We start from the raw sequence: 18569 nt of genomic DNA on the forward strand, positions 1-18569 counted from the left end.
CTTTCCAGTAACCAGCGATTTTGCAATGTATATTCGCAAGCCGCGCATTTCAGGAGCGGTTTTAGTGGAGGCGAGATCCATGACTTACGGAGACTTAGGCGCGAAGGCTTTCCTGAGCGTCTTAGTCGTAGTTAGTCATTAGCTTGCCGGAACGTTGCGACGCGCGGCGGTGAATATACATTGTGAAATCGCGTCCGGAATAACGACCAACACACTAAATAGCAATTGTGTAAAAAATATCTAAAATACCCTTGCTATATTTTACCCCAATTTTACATTCAAAAGCTAGTGCATTTTACATCCAAACATTAAGATACAACTGTAATCGCGAGAAAGGTAAAAAACATAAGGACCGCGAAGAAAAGGAGAAATGAATTATGAAAAAAGGTTTAGCAGTAGCAATGGCGGCATTATTAGGAGTAGCAACAATGGGAACAACAGCAATGGCAGCAGCTTCCGGAGATATTACAATCTGCTCCAGAGAAGACGGATCCGGTACAAGAGGTGCATTCATTGAACTGTTTGGAATTGAAGAAAAAGACGCAGATGGAAATAAAGTAGACAATACAACAGAAGCAGCAAAGATCACAAACAGCACATCCGTTATGTTAAGCACAGTAGCACAGGACGTAAATGCAATCGGATATGTATCTCTTGGTTCTCTGGATGACAGTGTAACAGCATTAAAAATCGACGGAGCAGAGGCAACAGCAGAAAACATTGAATCCGGAGATTACAAAGTAGTCCGCCCATTCAACATTGCAACAAAGGATGATGTAAGCGAAGCGGCACAGGATTTCATTACATACATCATGAGTGCAGATGGACAGAAGATTATTGAAGACAACGGATACATCTCAGTAGGCGACAAACCTGCATACGAAGCAGCTGCTGTAGAAGGAAAAGTTGTAGTAGCTGGTTCCTCTTCTGTAACACCTGTTATGGAAAAACTTGCTGAAGGCTATAAAACAGTAAATGACAAAGTTGAAATTGAGGTTCAGCAGAGCGATTCCACAACCGGTATGACATCTGCAATCGACGGACTTTGCGATATCGGTATGGCATCCCGTGACCTGAAAGACAGTGAGACAGAGGCTGGTCTTACCGCAACTGTAATTGCAAAAGATGGTATCGCTGTAATCGTAAACAACGACAGTGGTGTTGAGGAGCTTACCAGCGAGCAGGTAAAAGATGTTTACACAGGCAACATCACAACCTGGGAAGACCTTGCAAAATAATAAGAAATAAAGTTACTGTTCAAAAAAAACACCTTGCGGAACGTTACTGGTGAATAGTAAAGAAATAAAGTACCTTTACAATTATGAAACATGAAATAGAAAAAGGAATCCTGCAAAGCCGGTTAAAAGCTTTGCAGGATCCAAATTTTCCGAATAAAAAAGGAACTTATTTTATATGAAATCGATCAATGAAAATGTAATGAAATTTGTATTCCTCGCAGCGGCCTGTACCTCCGTATTAGCCGTTGCATTAATCTGCATTTTCCTGTTTGCAAACGGAATCCCGGCAATGGCGAAGATTGGTCTGCCAGATTTTCTGTTTGGAATGAAATGGAAGCCATCCAATGGACTGTATGGAATTTTTCCATTCATTCTGGGAAGTATTTATGTAACAGCAGGGGCAATTGTGGTGGGAGTTCCAACAGCCCTTCTGCTTGCAATCTTCCTTGCATTTTATTGTCCGAAAAAGCTGTATGCACCATTAAAGGCAATGGTAAACCTCCTTGCAGGAATCCCATCTGTTGTTTATGGATTTTTCGGTTTGACAGTGTTTGTCCCGCTGCTTCGACAGCTTACCGGTCATGATGGAAGTACCATGCTGACAGCTTCTGTACTTCTTGGAATTATGATCCTTCCAACGGTAACCGGCGTTGCAGAACCAGCCTTAAAAAGTGTTCCCACAAGTTATTATGAAGGGGCACTGGCACTTGGAGCAACCCACGAAAAAAGTGTATTTGGCACTGTTTTTCCGGCTGCAAAATCAGGTGTATTAGCTGGCGTGGTTCTTGGAATCGGACGTGCCATTGGTGAGACGATGGCAGTGATCATGGTAGCTGGAAACCAGACCTGGATGCCACAGGGACTTTTCAAAGGACTTCGAACCATGACCGCAAATATTGTAATTGAAATGGGCTATGCAACCGATCTTCACAGAGAAGCGCTGATTGCTACAGGTGTTGTACTTTTCGTATTCATCCTGATTATCAACCTGTGTGTATCAGCCCTGAAAAGGAGAGCAGAAGATGAGTAAAAATAAATTATCTTATTGGAAAAATCATCCTGGTTCTGCCATCCTGAGGCTCCTGGTATGGTTATCTGCAATTATTACAGTGGCAGTTATGGCGTTTCTTGTTGGTTTTATTCTGATAAAAGGTGTTGGAAATCTGACACCAGACTTGTTTGCACTGGAATATAATTCTGACAATGCATCTTTGATGCCGGCACTGATCAACACCTTGATCATCACCCTGTTATCTCTGGTGATCGCAGTGCCATTTGGAATTTTTGCAGCAATTTATCTGGTTGAATATGCGAAAAAAGGAAGTAAGTTGGTTAAGATCATCCGTATTACAACAGAGACTCTTCAGGGAATTCCATCCATTATCTTCGGTCTGTTCGGTCTTCTGTTTTTCAGTACTGCTCTCCATTGGGGATATTCCCTTCTGGCGGGAGCTATGACATTGGTGATTATGATCCTTCCGCTGATCATCCGTACTACAGAGGAGGCACTTATGGGTGTCCCGGATGCGTACAGAGAAGCTTCCTTTGGCCTTGGGGCAGGAAAGCTCCGCACCGTGTTTAAAGTGGTGCTTCCAAGTGCAATTCCTGGAATCCTTTCCGGTGTGGTACTTGCGACAGGACGTATTGTTGGTGAGACTGCAGCCCTGATTTATACTGCCGGTGCTGTGGCGAAGGTTCCATCCAGTCTGATGGGATCCGGACGTACCCTGGCAGTACATATGTATGTGCTTTCCAGTGAGGGACTTTACATGGATCAGGCTTATGCTACAGCAGTTATTCTGTTGCTTTTCGTACTTGTGCTGAACTGGGTATCCGGTTTCTGTGCAAAGCACTTAAGCAAAGCCACAAACGGACAGTAAGTGCCACAGGTGTTGCTAATGTATGCAGTTGTGGCAGCGCAATAGGCGAGAAACAACTAACTTTCATATATGATAATATTGCCAGCAGGCGATACGTCAGCTTGATAAAAATTCACACTCAGCAGAGTTGTTTAGAAAATGCAATAGAACTAAAAATTTCTGCAGCAAGGAGAATTATGGGTAAAATAGATGTAAAAAACATGAATCTGTACTACAGCAGCTTCCATGCCTTGAAAAATATTAATCTGGAGATTCCGGAAAAGAAGATTACCGCGTTCATTGGTCCAAGCGGCTGCGGAAAATCCACATTGCTGAAATCCTTAAACCGTATGAACGATCTTGTGGAAGGCTGCAAGATCACAGGCGATATTTGTCTGGACGGTGAGGATATTTATGGGGATATTGATGTAAACCTTCTTAGAAAACGTGTTGGGATGGTTTTCCAGAAACCAAATCCTTTTCCAATGAGCATTTATGATAACATTGCATATGGACCTCGTACTCATGGAATTCATTCCAAGGAAAAACTGGACGATATCGTAGAGCGTGCTCTTCGAAATGCTTCTATCTGGGATGAGGTAAAAGACAGGTTGAAAAAGAGCGCCCTGGGTATGTCTGGCGGACAGCAGCAGAGACTTTGCATTGCAAGAGCTCTTGCAGTAGAGCCGGAGGTACTTCTTATGGATGAGCCTACCTCTGCACTTGATCCAATTTCAACATCCCACATTGAGGATCTGGCGTTGGAATTAAAAGACCGTTACACCATCGTGATCGTAACTCACAACATGCAGCAGGCAGCCCGTATTTCTGACAAGACTGCATTTTTCCTGCTGGGTGAGATTATTGAATATAACGATACTACAGAACTGTTTTCCAGACCACAGAACAAGAAAACAGAAGAGTATATTACAGGGAGGTTTGGTTGATATGAGAGATGTGTATACCGCAAAGCTCTTCAGGCTTTCAGATGAGGTCCTGGAAATGGGAAATCTGTGCGGTCAGGCCATCATGAAGACCTGTCAGCTTCTGGCAAGCGTGGAGGTCCGTGAGGCTGCCACAAAGGAGATTGGAAGAATTGAGAAGGAGATTGACGACAAAGAGCATAATATTGAGGCTCTGTGCATGCAGCTTCTTCTGAAACAGCAGCCGGTTGGTACTGATCTTCGTAAAATTTCCGCAGCACTTAAGATGGTAACAGATATGGAGCGAATCGGCGACCAGGCTACTGATATTGCGGAGATTCTGAACACAGGCAGTGTTCATATACCAGTAACAGCCATCCCGCTTCAGGAAATGGCAGATTATGCCATGCATATGGTAAATGACAGTGTTACCGCTTATGTAGAGGGAAAAAGTGACCTGGCAAAAAAGGTGATCAGCAGTGATGATATTCTGGATAATCTTTTCGATAAAGTAAGAAATGCGTTGGACCAGAACACCATGGACTTTTCCAGTGACGAGGTTCTTGATCTTCTGATGATCTCCAAATACTATGAGCGAATCGGCGACCACGCCACCAACATCGGAGAGTGGGCAGAGTTTTCTGTAGACGGAATTCACAGAAACGGAGACAGCATCAGCGATCTGTTTAATCCGAATTCCTTATAAAAGGATTGGAACAAAGACAGGGGCAAACATGTTTTGCCTCTTTTTAGCAGGAAAGTTACACATAAAAGAACCTTGTCTGACTGGCTAAAAGCATCGTATCAGACAAGGCTCTATGTTTTTCAGGAGAGGAATTCTTTCTTTTATTTTATCTTATTCGTAATTTTTATGTTTTTTAAAGAAATCCTTTGTTTCCTTTACGACTACACCGCTTAAAGCAAGCAGCGCAATCAGGTTCGGGAAGGCCATCAGGGCATTGAAGATATCTGCAATGTTCCAGACAGCAGCAACAGTCATGTACGGTCCGAAGAAGACGCAGATGATATATAACCAGCGGTAAGTCTTTACTGCAGTCATGTTGCGGTTGAAAAGGTATTCCAGGCAGCGCTCACCGTAATAATCCCATCCGAGGATGGTTGTGAATGCGAAGAATACCAGGCACAGCATAAGAGCAAAGGAGGCAAACTGTGCAGGGAAGGGAAGTCCCTTCTGGAAAGCTGCAGTAGTAATCGCAACACCTTCAAGTCCTGTATTCCAGGTTTCGGTAATGACAATGGAAAGACCTGTCATGGTACAGATTACAATGGTATCAATAAAAGTACCGGTCATGGAAACAAGTCCCTGGCGAACCGGTTCCTTTGTCTGAGCGGCAGCTGCAGCAATAGGAGCGCTACCAAGACCAGACTCGTTTGAGAAAATACCGCGGGCAATACCTTTCTGCATTGCCACAACCATGGTTCCCATGGCACCGCCTGCAAGGGCACTTCCGTTGAAGGCTGTTTTTACAATTGTAGCGATGGCACCAGGAACTGCAGTAATATTTGTGATCACAATGATCAGTGCAAGTGCAACATAAAGAACCGCCATAAATGGAACGATGATCTGGGAACTTTTGCAATACGCTGAATACCGCCAAGAACTACAAGTCCTACGCATAAGGTAAGAATCAAGCAGGCGATTACAGTTGCCCAGGAATATGTATTTCCAAAAAGGGAAACGGTGTGTACGGTATCCGGGTCAAAGAAGTTCTTTACTGCAGAAGCAATACCGTTTACCTGAGTAAAGGTACCAATTCCGAAAAGACCGACTCCGGCTCCAAAGAATGCAAAAATTTTCGCAAGCCATCTCCACTGTTTTCCCATACCATTCTCAATATAATAAAATGGTCCGCCAAGAACGTGTCCGTCCTTGTCGATGGTACGGTATTTGATGGCCAGAAGTCCTTCTGCATATTTGGTTGCCATTCCGAAGAATGCAGCAACGATCATCCAAAACAGGGCTCCGGGTCCGCCGGCAGCAATAGCAGTGGCAACACCTACGATGTTACCGGTTCCGATAGTTGCGGACAAAGCTGTGCAGAGCGCACCAAAGCTTGTGACTTCACCTTCGCCGCCTTTTTCATTTTTTACCATGAATTTCAGTGCTTTTCCCAGATGTCTTACCTGTAAAAAGCCTAACCGAACGGTTAAAAGGAATCCTGTGATCAGGATCAGAATGATTAACGGAAGTCCCCAGACTACTCCGTCAAACCAGGTGATAAAGTTGTTGATTTGTGTAAACATGTTCTCTTTCCTCCATCCTTTTGCCTGAGAGATTAACAGCATTACAAATGCTGCGTACACCTTCGGCGCTCTTCCATAAATTTTTTTGAAGAGACTCTCCTGAGTTACGAAAAACCTGCTTATACATTTTCTATAAAATGTACGAGCATGACGGTCATTCGTACTGTGTAGAAACACACTAACACACAGAATATCATATACTATCATAAATTTCAATGAAAATGTTAGAAAAATATTTTGTTTTGACAAGAAAAATATTTGCCTTTCCTTCATTGCAGCACAGGAGCGCGTTTGGAAAATCATTTCTGCAATCTGCTGGTATTATAAAATGAAACAATCTGCTGGTATCATAAAATGAAACAGTTGACATGCATTTTCATATGTGCTATGCTTATGAAGATTTTGAAAGACAAAGAAAGAGTCTTTTCAAAGCAATTATTTTGGATCACTCCATTTGGGGTTAAGGCCATACGGACAGCCGGGTCCACTGCCGCTGATGGTAACTTTGGTTGCCTTATTGATTGAGTTAGAAGCTCAAATTTTATAAGTTGGTTCCTTTGATAACCACTATGCGCCTAATGCGCAGACTTGTGAAACGGTCAATAAGAGTAGTAAAAGTATGATTGCTATATAGACTCTGACATATATCATCCGGATTTCTATTTTATGTAAATACGAGGATTCCTATATTTATTATAAGTCAATGGAGATAGAATCGGGAAGAATGATCCAAGCAGGTTTGCGTTTTTAAGGCAGCCTGCTTTTTTTGTGTAATAGAAAATTACGTTGGAATTTCCTATTATATAAAAAGCTCTGCCGGGTAGGATTCCACTGCAGCGGAAGAGCAGATGGCGCTGAAGACGCCCCTTTGCAGGCGGAGAATCCTGCAAACAGGATTCTTTATACAGACAAAGGAACTGGAAATGGAGACACAATGAACAGAACTCGTTTTAAACTGGACCAGAATCGTGCACCAATTCACGAGGCTCTGGAAAATTTCCGGCGCATGAGGGTGGTACCCTTCGATGTGCCAGGACATAAAAGAGGAAGAGGAAATCCGGAGCTTACTGAGTTTCTGGGGCAGAAATGTGTAGGCGTGGATGTAAACAGCATGAAGCCTCTTGATAATCTCTGTCATCCTGTATCTGTGATCCGGGAGGCAGAAGAACTGGCAGCAGATGCCTTTGGAGCAGCTCACGCCTTTCTCATGGTTGGCGGAACTACAAGCTCTGTACAGACCATGGTGTTAACTGCCTGTAAGAGGGGAGACGAGATCATCCTTCCCCGCAATGTTCACAGAAGCGTGCTGAATGCGCTGGTTCTGTGCGGAGCAATTCCGGTTTATGTGAATCCGGAAGTAGATCAGAGACTCGGAATCTCTCTTGGAATGCGCCGTGAGCAGGTGGCAAAGGCAATTAAGGAGCATCCCAATGCAGTAGCTGTGTTGGTAAACAATCCTACCTATTATGGAATTTGCAGTGATCTTCGTGCAATTGTGCGGATGGCTCATGAAGCAGGAATGCTGTGTCTGGCAGATGAAGCCCATGGGACTCATTTTTATTTTGGAGGAGGCCTGCCGGTTTCGGCAATGGCAGCTGGTGCAGATATGGCATCTGTATCCATGCATAAAAGCGGCGGAAGCCTGACCCAGTCTAGCCTTCTTCTGACTGGACCTGGCGTCCATGCCGGCTATGTCCGTCAGATCATCAACCTGACCCAGACTACTTCCGGAAGCTATCTTCTGATGTCAAGTCTTGACATTTCCCGGCGGAATCTTGCACAGCGCGGACGTCAGATTTTCCATCAGGTAGCAGATATGGCAGAATATGCAAGGGAAGAGATTAACGCCATTGGCGGCTATTACGCATTTGGAAAAGAACTGGTGAATGGAGATTCGGTTTTTGATTTTGACATTACGAAATTAAGTGTACATACTCTGGATATCGGACTTGCAGGAATTGAGGTTTACGACATTCTGAGAGATGAGTATGATATTCAGATCGAATTTGGTGATATCGGAAATATTCTGGCTTATCTGTCAATTGGAGACCGTGCCCAGGAAGTAGAGCGGCTGGTAAGCGCCCTTGCGGAGATCCGCAGGCGTTTTCAGAAGGATAAATCAGGATTGCTGGATCAGGAATATATTGATCCCCAGGTAGTAACAAGCCCTCAGGAAGCTTTTTATGCAGAAAAATGCAGCCTTCCTCTCAGGGAAACGGAAGGAAAGGTATGCAGTGAATTTGTAATGTGTTATCCTCCGGGAATCCCAATTCTGGCTCCAGGGGAACGGATCACCCCGGAAATCCTGGATTACATTGAATATGCCAAGGCAAAAGGATGCAACATGACAGGTCCGGAAGATCCGGATATATTACGGTTAAATGTGCTGGAGCATGTTTGAAGTTACTGTGAACGGAGTGAACAGTAACTGTTTGAAAAAGGCTGTCTGCAAATTGTGACATACATCTTGCGGGAATAATATTAAAACATACTCTGGCAGGGAGGTAAAGAAAGTGGAAATGTGGTTTTCGGAATTTCATACACCGGATGTGAAGCATAGTATCCGGGTAAACCGTCAGCTCTACTCAAAGCAGAGCGACTATCAGCGAATTGATATTTTTGAGACACCGGAATTTGGCAGGGTTCTTACACTGGACGGAAATGTAATGCTCACGGAACGTGATGAATTTATTTATGACGAAATGATTACCCATGTACCTATGGCTGTCCATAAAGAAGCCAAGGATATTCTTGTGATCGGAGCCGGAGACGGCGGAGTTGTACGTGAACTGACCAGATATGACCGTGTCCGCCATATTGATCTGGTAGAGATGGATCCCATGGTAGTGGAAGCCTGTCGTGCCTATCTTCCGGGAAATGCCTGCAGTTGATGACAGGAGAGTGCACCTTCATTATGAAAATGCGTTGAAATTTATCCGACGCTGTGAAAATAAATATGACCTTATTATTGTGGATTCTTCCGATCCTTTTGGTCCTTCGGAAGGCTTGTTTACACGAGAATTTTATGGAAACTGTTATAATGCGCTGAAAGAGGATGGAATCATGGTCAATCAGCAGGGAAGTCCTTTTTATTCTGAGGACGCCCATGCCATGCAGCGCAGTCACAAAAGAATTGCCAGTACGTTCCAGATCAGTCGTGTTTACCAGGCACATATTCCTACCTTTGCTGCCGGTTACTGGCTGTTTGGTTTTGCAAGCAAAAAGTACCATCCGGTGGATGATCTGGATCCGGAGGCATGGAACGCCCTGAATCTTCGCACCCGTTACTATACCACAAGGCTTCACAGAGGTGCATTTTATCTCCCGGCTTTTCTGGAGGAAATGCTTCAGGAGGTGGAGGACTGATTTATGATTTTACCAAATATTGAGAATTTTATCGGCTGTGACAGCAACTTTGAGGAAGCTGGGATTGTTCTTTACGGAGCGCCCTTTGATTCTACCACAAGCTTTCGACCTGGAGCCAGGTTCGGCCCTTCTGCCATTCGTCATGAAAGCTTTGGACTGGAAACCTACAGCCCTTATCAGGACCGCGACCTTACAGATATTCAGGTATTTGACAGTGGAGATCTGGAGCTTTGCTTCGGCAGCAGTGAAATGGCACTTGCTGATATACAGAATCGTGCCTGGGAAATTCTGGAAGCAGGAAAGATACCCTTGCTTTTAGGCGGCGAGCATCTGGTGACACTGGCGGCTGTAAGAGCCGCAGCCAGAAAGTATCCAGGGCTTCATATTATTCATTTTGATGCCCACGCAGATTTGAGGGATGATTATCTTGGTGCCCGTTTAAGCCATGCGTGTGTCATCCGCAGATGCCATGATATTCTGGGAGATGGACGGATTCATCAGTTTTGCATCCGAAGTGGGGAAAGAGAAGAATTCCGGTTTGCAAGGGAGCATACAGATTTTCATCCCTTTACCTTTGAAGGCTTGGAAGAGACCATACAGGAATTGGACAGGGAGCAGGTTCCGGTATATTTTACCATTGATCTGGATTGCCTGGATCCATCCGTATTTCCGGGAACCGGTACACCGGAGGCGGGAGGCGTAAGCTTCCTTGAGCTTCTTGCGGCTATCCGGAAGGTATCAGAATTAAATATTGTGGGAGCAGATGTCAATGAGCTGGCACCTATGCTGGATCCAAGCGGTGTTTCCACAGCCACAGCATGCAAGGTGGTCAGGGAACTGCTGCTGGCAGTGGCGAAATAAAAACAGCTGCGATAGTGAAATATAAAATAAGGAGATAAAAAATATGAGCAGAGTACTTGTAATCGGCTGCGGCGGAGTAGCCAGTGTAGCAATCCAGAAATGCTGTCAGGCAGATGAGGTATTTACAGAACTGTGTATTGCAAGCAGGACAAAAGAAAAATGTGATGCCCTTGCCCGGAAGCTGGAGGGAAAAACAAAAACAGTTGTTACCACAGCAAAGGTAGATGCAGATGATGTAAACCAGCTGATCCAGCTGATCAATAGTTACAAACCGGATCTGGTAATGAACATTGCACTTCCATACCAGGATCTGACAATTATGGATGCCTGTCTGGCATGTGGCGTAAACTATATGGATACGGCAAATTATGAGCCCGAAGATACCGATGATCCGGAGTGGCGGGCTATTTATGAAAAACGCTGTAAGGAAGCTGGATTTTCCGCATATTTTGATTATTCCTGGCAGTGGGCATACCGGAAGAAATTTGAAGAGGCAGGACTTACTGCACTCCTTGGCTGCGGCTTTGACCCGGGCGTTACACAGGCATACTGTGCATATGCATTAAAGCATGAGTTCGACCAGATTGATACCATTGATATTCTGGACTGCAACGGAGGAGACCACGGATATGCGTTTGCAACCAACTTTAACCCGGAGATCAACCTCGTGAGGTAAGCGCTCCTGGAAGCTACTGGGAGAATGGACATTGGGTGGAAATTCCTCCGATGGCCATTAAGCGGGAATATGATTTTGACCAGGTTGGCGATAAGGACATGTATCTTCTTCATCACGAGGAAATCGAGTCTCTTGCCCAGACAATTCCGGGAGTAAAGAGAATTCGTTTCTTTATGACCTTTGGACAGAGCTATCTGGATCACATGCGTTGTCTGGAGGATGTGGGGATGCTTTCTACTACCCCGATCAACTATAACGGACAGGAAATTGTTCCCATCCAGTTTTTGAAGGCTCTTCTTCCGGATCCGGCAAGCCTTGGTCCCCGTACCAAAGGTAAAACCAATATTGGCTGTATTTTCACCGGAGTAAAGGATGGACAGGAGAAAACCTACTATATCTATAATGTTTGTGACCATCAGGAATGCTATAAGGAGGTTGGAAGCCAGGCAATCAGCTACACGACAGGCGTTCCGGCCATGTGTGGGGCATTAATGATGCTTACCGGAAAATGGATTTGTCCAGGAGTGTATACAGTAGAAGAATTTGATCCGGATCCGTTCCTGGAGGCACTTGACAAATACGGACTTCCACGCAGTGAAAATCATAATCCGGAGCTGGTTGATTAATGAAAAAAACAGATACAAGACCACCCTTTGCAGCATCCGGCGGAGTTATTCCGCCGGAATTCTGGAAAATCAAGACGCCTTGTTATGTTCTTGACGAAACAGCGCTTATAAAAAATGCAGAATTAATGGGAAAGATCGCCGAAAAAACAGGATGTAAAATGCTCCTGGCGCAGAAGGCTTTCAGCAATTATGACTGCTATCACTTTCTGGAGCCTTATCTGGCTGGAACAGAAGCAAGTGGACTGTACGAAGCAAGGCTAGGCGCCCAGGAGATGCCAGGAAAAGAGGTACATGTATTTTGTGCCGGATACCGTGAGGATGAATTTGAAGAGCTGCTTTGCTTCGCAGATCATATAGTGTTTAACTCACCCTCCCAGCTTCTTCGATTTGGAAAAAGAGCGAAGCAGGCCGGAAAAAGCGTAGGGCTCAGGATCAATCCGGAATGCTCTACCCAGGAAGGACATGCAATTTATGATCCCTGTGCCCCGGGAAGTCGTATGGGTACCACGAGAGCACAGTGGGAGACCGCTGTGAAAATACATCCGGATCTGACCGGATTATTGGATGGTATTCACTTTCACACCCTTTGCGAGCAGGATTCCTCTGATCTGGAAACCACTCTTGCAGCGGTGAAGGTGAAATTCGGAGATCTGATTTCTAAGGTAAAATGGCTGAACCTGGGAGGAGGACATCATATTACAAGACCAGGTTATGATATTGCACGGCTTGAAAAGTGCATTAAGGCGGCAAAGGAAGAATGGAAGGTGGATATTTACCTGGAGCCTGGAGAGGCGTGGGCTTTAAATGCCGGATTCTTTCTGACAACCGTGCTAGATGTGCTGCAAAATGGTGATACCCGGCTTGCAATTTTGGACGGAAGTGCTGCATGTCATATGCCAGACGTTCTGGAAATGCCTTACCGTCCTCCCCTTCTTGGAGCAGGGGAGCCAGGAGAGCATGCCGTTACCGTCCGTCTTGGAGGACCAACCTGCCTGTCCGGGGATGTTATAGGAGATTACAGCTTCCAAAAGCCTTTGGCATACGGAGATCTTCTCATGTTTGGCGATATGGCCATATATACAACCTGCAAAAACAATACCTTTAACGGAATGCCTCTGCCTGATATCTGGCTGCGGCATGGTGATAAAACCATGGAACGTCTGACGGATTTCGGCTACGAGGATTTTAAAGGCAGACTTGGCCACCGCAGGTAATCAGAGTAGGTCTCCTGTAAAATTTGTAAAAAGACGTAAGTCATAGAAATATGGCTTGCGTTTTTTTCTGTCTGGAATGAAGTGAGATATAATGACACAACACCAGAAAAGATCTGGAACGTATGAAACAGCCTGAGTATATGTAAACATATGGTAATAATATCTAAAAAAAGAAGATACATTTTTAGTAAAAAACGCTTTTGAAATAAGAACAAAATGGTTTTATAATAAAAATAACGGCAGGCAGCGTAGTGATGCGGGAAAGCAACATCTTATATGCTGCCTGTTGTTTATAAAATGAATTTCAGGAGGAACCATACATGCATGAATATGAAATCTTTATTGAAGAAATAAATCCGTGTGGAGGAGAACAATACAGTAAAAAAACTTTGATTGAGGCAGAAGCAGTAAGTCCGGAAGCTTATGTAAAAGAAAACGGAAGATTTCCAGTTCTGGAATCTACATGCAATGAGAGCGGCGATGTTGTAATAGTAACAGGAGACAAACAGGGTTCTTTTGTACGTTATACTTTTACGGAATAAGAGTTCCGGGCAGCAAGGAGAGGATTTTGTGAAATATGAAATTGGAGATTTTGTCAGCAAACCAGTTACAGGTATCTGTAAAATAGAGAACATTCTATATTTGAATCCGCAGGATGAAAAAAATGATAAATTGTATTATCTCATGAAACCAGTAGAAGATGAAAAGGAAAAGATATATGTTCCTGTTTCAAATTCAGCTTCGAGGCTGCGACTGTGTCTGACAAAAGAGGAAGCATGGAATCTGATCAAACGAATTCCAGAGATTCCGACAGCATGGACAAATAATGAAAAGATGAGAGAGCAAAGCTATAAAGAGGCAGTAAAATCAAATGATCCTGAAGCCTTAGTTGCTATTATAAAAATGATTTATCAACGAAAACAAAAAAGGCTTGCACAAGGAAAAAAGTGCACTACTACAGATGCAAGATATTTTCAGGTGGCCGAAAATCTGTTATATGTAGAGCTTGGAATTGCTCTTGGAAAACCAAAGCAGCAAATTTGTAAAACAATTATTGATTATATGAATCAAAGAGTTGACAATCGTATTTGAAAAATGGAGGAATTGTATAGAAAACGCAAAAAAATTTGTTTGACTTTTAGAAAAACAGGCAATATAATTAAATCAAACGAGTAGCAGGTAAGCGTAAATCCAGTTTACAAGCTGCTCGTTTTTGTTTTACTAAAAATGAATATCGCCATGAAAAAGTGTGTAGCCTGTCAGCGTAAGTCCAGCTTATATGACAGGGTGCGCGCTTTTTTTTACAGAAAAAGAGAGGAGTTAAAACAAAATGGCGGAAAGCAACAAGATGAAGGAGATGCCGGTGAATAAGCTGATGGTCCAGATGGGAATTCCGATGATCTTATCCATGGCATTGCAGGCTGTTTATAATATTGTAGACAGTGCGTTTGTAGGAAATATGAGAGTGGGCAGTGAAGCAGCACTAAATGCACTGACCCTGGTATTCCCGGTTCAGATGCTTATGGTGGCAGTGGGAATCGGAACGGGTGTAGGAACCAATGCACTTCTTGCAAGGACACTGGGACAGGGAAACCGTAAAAAAGCTGCGAAGGTAGCAGGAAACAGCCTGTTTTTGGGTGTGATCATTTATGTGGTTTGTTTATTATTTGGCATCTTTGGAGTGAGAGCATATATTTCATCTCAGACAGTAGATGCAGAAGTACTTGAGATGGGAGTAAGTTATCTGCGGATATGTTGTGTGATTTCTTTTGGAATCATCTTCTTTTCTTTGTTTGAAAAGCTGTTACAGGCCACAGGACGCTCTCTTTATTCTACAATCGGTCAGGTGGTTGGAGCAGTTATAAATATCATCCTTGATCCGATCATGATTTATGGGATTGGACCTTGCCCGGAAATGGGAGTGAAAGGTGCAGCCTACGCAACTGTAATTGGACAGGTAGCATCCGCAGTATTACTGCTTATCTTTCATATCAAATTAGATAAGGAATTTGAGCATGGGGCAAAATACATGAAGCCGGATGGCAGAATTATCAAGGAAATCTATGCGATCGGACTTCCGGCGATTATCGCTCAGGCACTGATGTCTATTATGGTTTATGTGATGAATCTGATCCTGAAGTTCAATCCGTCAGCACAGACAGCTTATGGATTGTTCTATAAAGTCCAGCAGTTTGTTCTCTTCCTTGCATTTGGTCTGCGAGATGCGATCACTCCGATCATTGCATTTGCTTATGGAATGAGAAGTAAAAAGAGAATTCAGGATGGTATCAAATATGGACTTATTTATACCGTTGCATTAATGATTATTGGAATTGCAATTACGGAGATTTTCCCCGGAACATTTGCAACACTGTTTAATGCAGGACAGTCAAGAGAATATTTTATCGGCGCGATGAGAGTGATCTCGGTAAGCTTCCTCTTTGCCGGAATCAATGTTGCTTATCAGGGCATTTATCAGGCGCTGGACGGTGGTGTGGAATCATTGGTTATTTCACTTTTGAGACAGCTTATTATCATTCTGCCGCTGGCAGGAATCTTTTCCCTGTTTGTAAGAACTGGTCAGGCAGGCGTTTCACTGATCTGGTGGGCATTTCCGATTACAGAAGTAATTGCATGTCTGGTAGGATATGTATTTTTAAAAAGAATCAGAAAAAACAAAGTTGATACTTTGTGGTAAGGAGGAACTGGAAATGGCAAAAAGAATCATTACAATCAGCAGAGAATTTGGAAGCGGTGGACGTTTTATCGGAGAAGAAGTCGCGAAGAAGCTGGGAATTGCCTATTATGATAAAAATGTTATTAATGAAATTGCAGAAAAGTCCGGATTATCGCCAGAATACATTCAGGAAAATGCAGAATTATCTCCGAAAAAAGGGATGTTTGCATATGCACTTGCTGGACGTGACATCACAGGAAGATCTGTGGAGGATATGGTACATGAGGCGCAGAGAAAAGTTATTTTAGAACTAGCCGAGAAGGCCCCTTGCGTGATCATTGGAAGAAATGCGGACTATATCCTGAAAGACCGTGACGATGTTCTGAATGTATTTATTCATGGAAATATGCCGGAGAAAACACAGAGGATCATTCGCTTATATAATGTAGATGAGAAGAAAGCAGTGAAAATGATGGCAGACACAGATAAAAGACGTATGACAAATTATAACTTTTACACGGAGCATAAATGGGGAAAGGCCAGTAATTATACGTTGTGTCTGAACAGTTCACAGCTTGGATATGACAGATGTGAGAAGATCATTATGGAATGCATTAAATGACAGGATGTGTATACTGTTTACTACAAATTGCTGTTGGTTCCAGGGCAGGAATATTAGACGAAATAGTCAGTGAGGTTTCTATGGCGATTTCCATTTTTCGCTATGGATGGAAAAATATGGATTCTTCTGAAACTGAGACATAATAACAAAAACTGGTTGATAAACCAGATAAAAGTGATATACTGAATGCAGAAAAGAAACCGTGTGGGATTCCAATTTTGTTTTCACACGGTTTTTTAGAAAACATGAGTTAGATACAACTAATATGCATGATAACAATTTATTGGGAAATGTAAAAGAGTACAGATTTCTATGAGAATATTGATTTATGGTGCAGGTGTGATTGGAGAAAAAAGCATGAAAAACGAAGAATACAAAAAATTATCAATCAACGAGTTTACAAAAGCAGCAGGAAGATATGAAAGTAACCATGCTGGTATTTACGAAATGTGCAAGAAGGATTATCCGGATATTCTGGAAGAATTAGAGAAGGAGCCATTTAGAGATTTATTGGATGCAGGCTGCGGACCTGCTCCGATGATTTCTTTATTATCAGAAAAATATCCAGACCGGCATTATACAGGACTGGATCTGACTCCTGCGATGATTGAACAGGCAAAAAAGAAAGATATTCCAAATGCAATATTTGTTGTGGGAGACTGTGAGAATTTTCCTTTTGAAAACGATTCATTTGATGCAATTATTTGTTCTATGAGCTTCCATCACTATCCAAATCCACAGGCATTTTTTGACAGTGTGAAAAGATGTCTTCGCCCAAATGGAAGATTGATTCTGAGAGATGTGACCAGTGACAATAAAGTATTGGTATGGCTGATGAATACACTGGAAATGCCTCTGGCAAATATATGCGGACACGGAGATGTCCAGGTACCAACAAGAGATATGGTCATGAAGTGCTGCAGAAAATCAGGGTTAAAAGTAGAAAAATTTGAAATCCGTAAAGGTATGAGGATGCATTGTGTTGTGAGAAAGCCTAAGGGAGAAGGCGACAGGCAATGAAAGAAAAAGTGAATGTGACAGGTGTGCCGGAAACGATGGTACAGACTTTGTATGCAAGAGCAAAAGAAACAAAAAAGCAAAATGCCAAAATCAAGGATGAGATTGCAGTAGAACTTGTGGAGAAGCTGGACTATAACTTTTCCAAAGCAGATAAGGATAAAGCCATGAATTATGGCGTAATTGCGAGAACAATCGTATTAGACCGGATGGTTAAGCAATATCTGGAGAAGCATGCAAATACAGTTGTTATAAATATTGCATGTGGACTGGATACCAGATGTTATCGGATGGAGAGAAAATATCTGCACTGGTACAATGTGGATCTGCCAGAAACGATGAAGATAAGGAGTCAGTTCCTTACCGAAACTGGTCCGGTATATCAGATTGCAAAGTCTGCAATGGATGAATTCTATGTAGATGATATCGATTATCATGGTGAGAATGTTCTGGTAATAATCGAGGTCTTACAATGTATTTGTGTGAAAAGGATATTAGAAAAATGTTTTCTATTATTGAGAAATCATTCCAGAAGGTAACCGTAATGATTGAAACCATGTCCCCTTTTGTTGTGAAACATGTGAAAGAAAAATCTATAGAGGGGAGCAATGCAAAATTCACATGGGGAGTTAAGAATGGAAAGGAACTGCAAAGAATCATACCGGCATTTTCTGTTCGACAGGAAGTCAGTCTGATTGAAGGAATGAAAGAGCTTATGCCAATTTATCATGTGATAGGAAAGTTTCCAATCGTTCGGAACATCTCAAATAAAATAATAGTTATGGAGAAACGTGGCTGATATTATACAAGCAGGAGATGATATAGATGATGAAAAGACATTTTGATGTGAAATCAGATGGATTTTATGGTGCATACTGGAAATGCAAAACAGGTTCAGACTGTGCAATGATTGCAATGATCGGGGATGATCCGGAGGATTATCTGGCGCGTACATCCGTGAAATGGTTACATAAACTCGGTGTGAATGTGATGACAATGTCACCTGGAAAAAAGGATTATGGACATTTGGTACAGGGCGGAACAAAACGAAAATCAAATTGGAAAATTATAAGGTAGGAGGACAGCGTGGATACAGACAAAATAATACAAGATTTAAACCGCTATTTTGCATGGCTCGTAGCGTGCACACAATCTCCACAAAATAATTAGCACTCACATCTTGACAGTGCTAACAATCAGTGCTATATTAATAACCGTAATAAGG

16 protein-coding genes, 3 pseudogenes and 1 riboswitch are annotated in these 18569 nt (G+C 42.9%); of the genes and pseudogenes, 18 read left to right on the plus strand and 1 reads right to left on the minus strand.

Translation table 11 applies throughout. The features are described 5' to 3' along the window. The first annotated feature begins 377 nt into the window (after positions 1-377). From DW904_RS16910 to phoU, 5 genes are all read left to right on the plus strand, one after another. Complete coding sequence (locus DW904_RS16910; protein WP_118582951.1) at positions 378-1238, plus strand: substrate-binding domain-containing protein; 861 nt, start codon at positions 378-380, stop codon at positions 1236-1238. 175 nt (positions 1239-1413) lie between these two features. Then, positions 1414-2268: a phosphate ABC transporter permease subunit PstC gene (pstC, locus tag DW904_RS16915; protein WP_118582954.1), complete on the plus strand. Its 855-nt coding sequence runs from the start codon at positions 1414-1416 to the stop codon at positions 2266-2268. Further along, positions 2261-3118: a phosphate ABC transporter permease PstA gene (pstA, locus tag DW904_RS16920; protein ID WP_118582957.1), complete on the plus strand. Its 858-nt coding sequence runs from the start codon at positions 2261-2263 to the stop codon at positions 3116-3118. Before pstC ends, pstA begins: the two co-directional genes overlap by 8 nt. Positions 3119-3294: 176 nt before the next feature. After that, entirely contained in the window at positions 3295-4044 is a 750-nt protein-coding gene (pstB, locus tag DW904_RS16925) for a phosphate ABC transporter ATP-binding protein PstB (protein WP_243110463.1), read from the plus strand. Between the two features lies 1 nt (position 4045). After that, complete coding sequence (gene phoU, locus DW904_RS16930; protein ID WP_118582960.1) at positions 4046-4726, plus strand: phosphate signaling complex protein PhoU; 681 nt, start codon at positions 4046-4048, stop codon at positions 4724-4726. A gap of 150 nt (positions 4727-4876) precedes the next feature. On the opposite strand, the pseudogene DW904_RS16935 reads toward phoU, so the two are convergent. Further along, positions 4877-6285, minus strand: a pseudogene (locus DW904_RS16935) (alanine/glycine:cation symporter family protein). A 2-nt stretch (positions 6286-6287) separates the two neighbouring features. Next, a riboswitch (glycine riboswitch) is annotated at positions 6288-6397 on the minus strand. Between the two features lie 822 nt (positions 6398-7219). Here DW904_RS16935 and DW904_RS16940 point away from each other — a divergent pair. From DW904_RS16940 to DW904_RS16995, 13 genes and pseudogenes are all read left to right on the plus strand, one after another. Then, complete coding sequence (locus tag DW904_RS16940; protein WP_118583008.1) at positions 7220-8686, plus strand: aminotransferase class V-fold PLP-dependent enzyme; 1467 nt, start codon at positions 7220-7222, stop codon at positions 8684-8686. A gap of 112 nt (positions 8687-8798) precedes the next feature. Next, positions 8799-9651: pseudogene (gene speE, locus DW904_RS16945) on the plus strand (polyamine aminopropyltransferase). A gap of 3 nt (positions 9652-9654) precedes the next feature. Beyond that, on the plus strand, positions 9655-10512 hold the full coding sequence (speB, locus tag DW904_RS16950; RefSeq protein ID WP_118582963.1) for an agmatinase: 858 nt from the start codon (positions 9655-9657) through the stop codon (positions 10510-10512). A gap of 43 nt (positions 10513-10555) precedes the next feature. Next, positions 10556-11814, plus strand: a pseudogene (locus tag DW904_RS16955) (saccharopine dehydrogenase family protein). Next, a complete protein-coding gene (locus DW904_RS16960; RefSeq protein WP_118582966.1) occupies positions 11814-13028 on the plus strand; it encodes a carboxynorspermidine decarboxylase in 1215 nt (404 codons plus the stop codon). Before DW904_RS16955 ends, DW904_RS16960 begins: the two are co-directional and overlap by 1 nt. Positions 13029-13348: 320 nt before the next feature. Continuing rightward, positions 13349-13570, plus strand: a complete 222-nt coding sequence (locus tag DW904_RS16965) for a hypothetical protein (protein WP_118582969.1) — start codon at positions 13349-13351, stop codon at positions 13568-13570. Between the two features lie 28 nt (positions 13571-13598). Further along, positions 13599-14120, plus strand: coding sequence for a CarD family transcriptional regulator (locus DW904_RS16970; RefSeq protein ID WP_202187758.1), 522 nt, complete (start codon positions 13599-13601; stop codon positions 14118-14120). A 238-nt stretch (positions 14121-14358) separates the two neighbouring features. Beyond that, a complete protein-coding gene (locus DW904_RS16975; RefSeq protein WP_118582975.1) occupies positions 14359-15726 on the plus strand; it encodes an MATE family efflux transporter in 1368 nt (455 codons plus the stop codon). 13 nt (positions 15727-15739) lie between these two features. Then, entirely contained in the window at positions 15740-16327 is a 588-nt protein-coding gene (locus tag DW904_RS16980) for a cytidylate kinase-like family protein (protein ID WP_118582978.1), read from the plus strand. A 312-nt stretch (positions 16328-16639) separates the two neighbouring features. After that, positions 16640-17347 carry a class I SAM-dependent methyltransferase gene (locus tag DW904_RS16985; RefSeq protein ID WP_347562183.1) on the plus strand — a complete coding sequence of 236 codons (708 nt, stop codon included), beginning with the start codon at positions 16640-16642 and terminating at the stop codon, positions 17345-17347. Further along, positions 17344-17883: a class I SAM-dependent methyltransferase gene (locus DW904_RS16990; protein WP_347562184.1), complete on the plus strand. Its 540-nt coding sequence runs from the start codon at positions 17344-17346 to the stop codon at positions 17881-17883. The genes DW904_RS16985 and DW904_RS16990 overlap by 4 nt, the downstream gene beginning before the upstream one ends. Before the next feature lie 5 nt (positions 17884-17888). Beyond that, positions 17889-18143 (plus strand): hypothetical protein, encoded by a 255-nt coding sequence (locus DW904_RS25860; protein ID WP_347562185.1) that lies wholly within the window; start codon positions 17889-17891, stop codon positions 18141-18143. A gap of 26 nt (positions 18144-18169) precedes the next feature. After that, complete coding sequence (locus DW904_RS16995) at positions 18170-18421, plus strand: hypothetical protein (protein ID WP_243110464.1); 252 nt, start codon at positions 18170-18172, stop codon at positions 18419-18421. The last annotated feature ends 148 nt before the right edge of the window (positions 18422-18569 follow it).

The organism is Ruminococcus sp. AM42-11 (genome assembly GCF_003480145.1).
GTDB lineage: Bacteria > Bacillota > Clostridia > Lachnospirales > Lachnospiraceae > Blautia_A > Blautia_A faecis.